We start from the raw sequence: 3,144 nt of genomic DNA on the forward strand, positions 1-3,144 counted from the left end.
AGCCGATTGGTTGCGTAAATATGCTTTTTTGTCGGCACTCTTTTTGAAGCGACGAGGTCTGCTTGTATCTTGTTGTTGAGTGCTGATTTTGAATGAACTTCTTATGATGTTTGAATGAACATTGATAATGGAAGTGATCAAGTGTCTTAAGGGCGTTTGGTGGATGCCTTGGCGCATACAGGCGATGAAAGACGTGGTACGCTGCGATAAGCCTTGGGGAGCTGCGAACAAGCTTTGATCCGAGGATTTCTGAATGGGGAAACCCACCTCTTTTGAGGTATCCTGCTCTGAATATATAGGAGTAGGAGGCGAACGCAGGGAACTGAAACATCTAAGTACCTGTAGGAAAGGACATCAACCGAGACTCCGTTAGTAGTGGCGAGCGAACGCGGACCAGGCCAGTGCCATTTTTCTTCTAACTCGAATCATCTGGAAAGTTGAACCATAGAGGGTGACAGTCCTTTAGAGGTGTTGAAGGAATATGGCCTAGAGTAGGGCGGGACACGTGAAATCCTGTCTGAATTTGGGGGGACCACCCTCCAAGCCTAAGTACTCGTATGCGACCGATAGTGAACAAGTACCGTGAGGGAAAGGTGAAAAGCACCCCGACGAGGGGGGTGAAAGAGATCCTGAAACCGAACGCCTACAAGCAGTCGGAGCCCGCAAGGGTGACGGCGTACCTTTTGTATAATGGGTCAGCGACTTAATTTATCGAGCAAGCTTAAGCCGTTAGGTGTATGCGCAGCGAAAGCGAGTCTTAATAGGGCGCAAGTTCGATGGATTAGACCCGAAACCGGGTGATCTAGCTATGAGCAGGTTGAAGGTGCGGTAACACGCACTGGAGGACCGAACCCACGCCTGTTGAAAAAGGCGGGGATGACTTGTTGCTAGGGGTGAAAGGCCAATCAAACCCGGAGATAGCTGGTTCTCCGCGAAATCTATTTAGGTAGAGCGTTGAATGAATACCTTGGGGGGTAGAGCACTGAATGGGCTAGGGGGACTCACCGTCTTACCAAACCTAATCAAACTCCGAATACCCAAGAGTACTGTTCAGCAGACACACTGCGGGTGCTAACGTCCGTAGTGGAGAGGGCAACAACCCTGACCGCCAGTTAAGGTCCCTAAGTCATGGCTAAGTGGGAAAGGATGTGAGGATCCCAAAACAACCAGGATGTTGGCTTAGAAGCAGCCATCATTTAAAGAAAGCGTAACAGCTCACTGGTCTAAATAAGGGTCTTTGCGCCGAAAATGTAACGGGGCTAAAGCCATGCACCGAAGCTGCGGGTGCACGTAAGTGCGCGGTAGCGGAGCGTTCTGTAGGCTGATGAAGGGTGACCCGTGAGGGCACCTGGAAGTATCAGAAGTGCGAATGCTGACATGAGTAACGATAAAGAGTGTGAGAGACACTCTCGCCGAAAGTCCAAGGGTTCCTGTGCAATGCTAATCAGCGCAGGGTTAGTCGGCCCCTAAGGCGAGGCAGAAATGCGTAGTCGATGGGAATGAGGTTAATATTCCTCAACCAGTGGGATGTGACGAATTCCGGTAGTTGTATTGTCTTATTGGATTGATGATGCAGCGTAGGAGTTCCAGGAAATAGCACCCACATTAGACCGTACCCTAAACCGACACAGGTGGACAGGTAGAGTATACCAAGGCGCTTGAGAGAACTATGCTGAAGGAACTCGGCAAATTGCTCCCGTAAGTTCGCGAGAAGGGAGACCCATCAGAAGGCAACTTTTGGTGGGTGGCACAGACCAGGGGGTTGCGACTGTTTATCAAAAACACAGGGCTCTGCGAAGCCGCAAGGCGACGTATAGGGTCTGACGCCTGCCCGGTGCCGGAAGGTTAAGAGGAGATGTGAGAGCATCGAATTGAAGCCCCGGTAAACGGCGGCCGTAACTATAACGGTCCTAAGGTAGCGAAATTCCTTGTCGGGTAAGTTCCGACCTGCACGAATGGCGTAACGACTTCCCCGCTGTCTCCAGCATAGACTCAGTGAAATTGAATTCCCCGTGAAGATGCGGGGTTCCTGCGGTCAGACGGAAAGACCCCGTGAACCTTTACTATAGCTTTGCGCTGACAGTTGTGTTGGCATGTGTAGGATAGGTGGTAGGCTTTGAAGTTCGGGCGCCAGCTCGGATGGAGCCATCCTTGAAATACCACCCTTGTTGTCATGGCTGTCTAACCGCGGTCCGTTATCCGGATCCGGGACAGCGCATGGTGGGTAGTTTGACTGGGGCGGTCGCCTCCCAAAGAGTAACGGAGGCGCGCGAAGGTTGGCTCAGACCGGTCGGAAATCGGTCGTCGAGTGCAATGGCATAAGCCAGCCTGACTGCGAGACTGACAAGTCGAGCAGAGACGAAAGTCGGTCATAGTGATCCGGTGGTCCCGTGTGGAAGGGCCATCGCTCAACGGATAAAAGGTACTCCGGGGATAACAGGCTGATGATGCCCAAGAGTCCATATCGACGGCATTGTTTGGCACCTCGATGTCGGCTCATCGCATCCTGGGGCTGGAGCAGGTCCCAAGGGTTTGGCTGTTCGCCAATTAAAGCGGTACGTGAGCTGGGTTCAGAACGTCGTGAGACAGTTCGGTCCCTATCTGCCGTGGGCGCAGGAGAATTGAAAGGAGCTGACCCTAGTACGAGAGGACCGGGTTGGACGCACCTCTGGTGGACCTGTTGTGGCGCCAGCCGCATTGCAGGGTAGCTATGTGCGGAAGGGATAACCGCTGAAAGCATCTAAGCGGGAAGCCCACCTTGAGACAAGTTCTCCCTATCAGAGCCGTGGAAGACCACCACGTCGATAGGCCGGGTGTGGAAGTATGGCAACATACGAAGCTTACCGGTACTAATAGCTCGATCGGCTTGATCACTCCCATTTATCAATGTTCATTCAAGCGATTTCCGCAAAGCGGAAACGCGTAAAATACAGCGGAAAGTGCATTGTTCGTAGAACAATCACTGAAAGCGTAAGCACCAGCTTCTCAAATTTGCTTTTAACCGGCCTGGTGGTCATGGCGAGGCTCCCAGACCCGATCCCATCCCGAACTCGGAAGTCAAACGCCTCCGCGCCAATGGTACTTCGTCTTAAGACGCGGGAGAGTAGGTCGCCGCCAGGCCTGTTAAAAGCAAATCATAAAAAA

At 52.2% G+C, this 3,144-nt stretch carries 2 rRNA genes; both read left to right on the forward strand.

Annotated elements, in window-relative coordinates:
* Window positions 1–135 precede the first annotated feature (135 nt).
* Window positions 136–2,874 (forward strand): 23S ribosomal RNA (locus FDK21_RS20285).
* A 131-nt stretch (window positions 2,875–3,005) separates the two neighbouring features.
* Window positions 3,006–3,120, forward strand: a 5S ribosomal RNA gene (gene rrf, locus FDK21_RS20290).
* Window positions 3,121–3,144 lie beyond the last annotated feature (24 nt).

Origin of the sequence: Cohaesibacter sp. CAU 1516 (assembly GCF_005771485.1) — a bacterium.
Taxonomy (GTDB): domain Bacteria; phylum Pseudomonadota; class Alphaproteobacteria; order Rhizobiales; family Cohaesibacteraceae; genus Cohaesibacter; species Cohaesibacter intestini.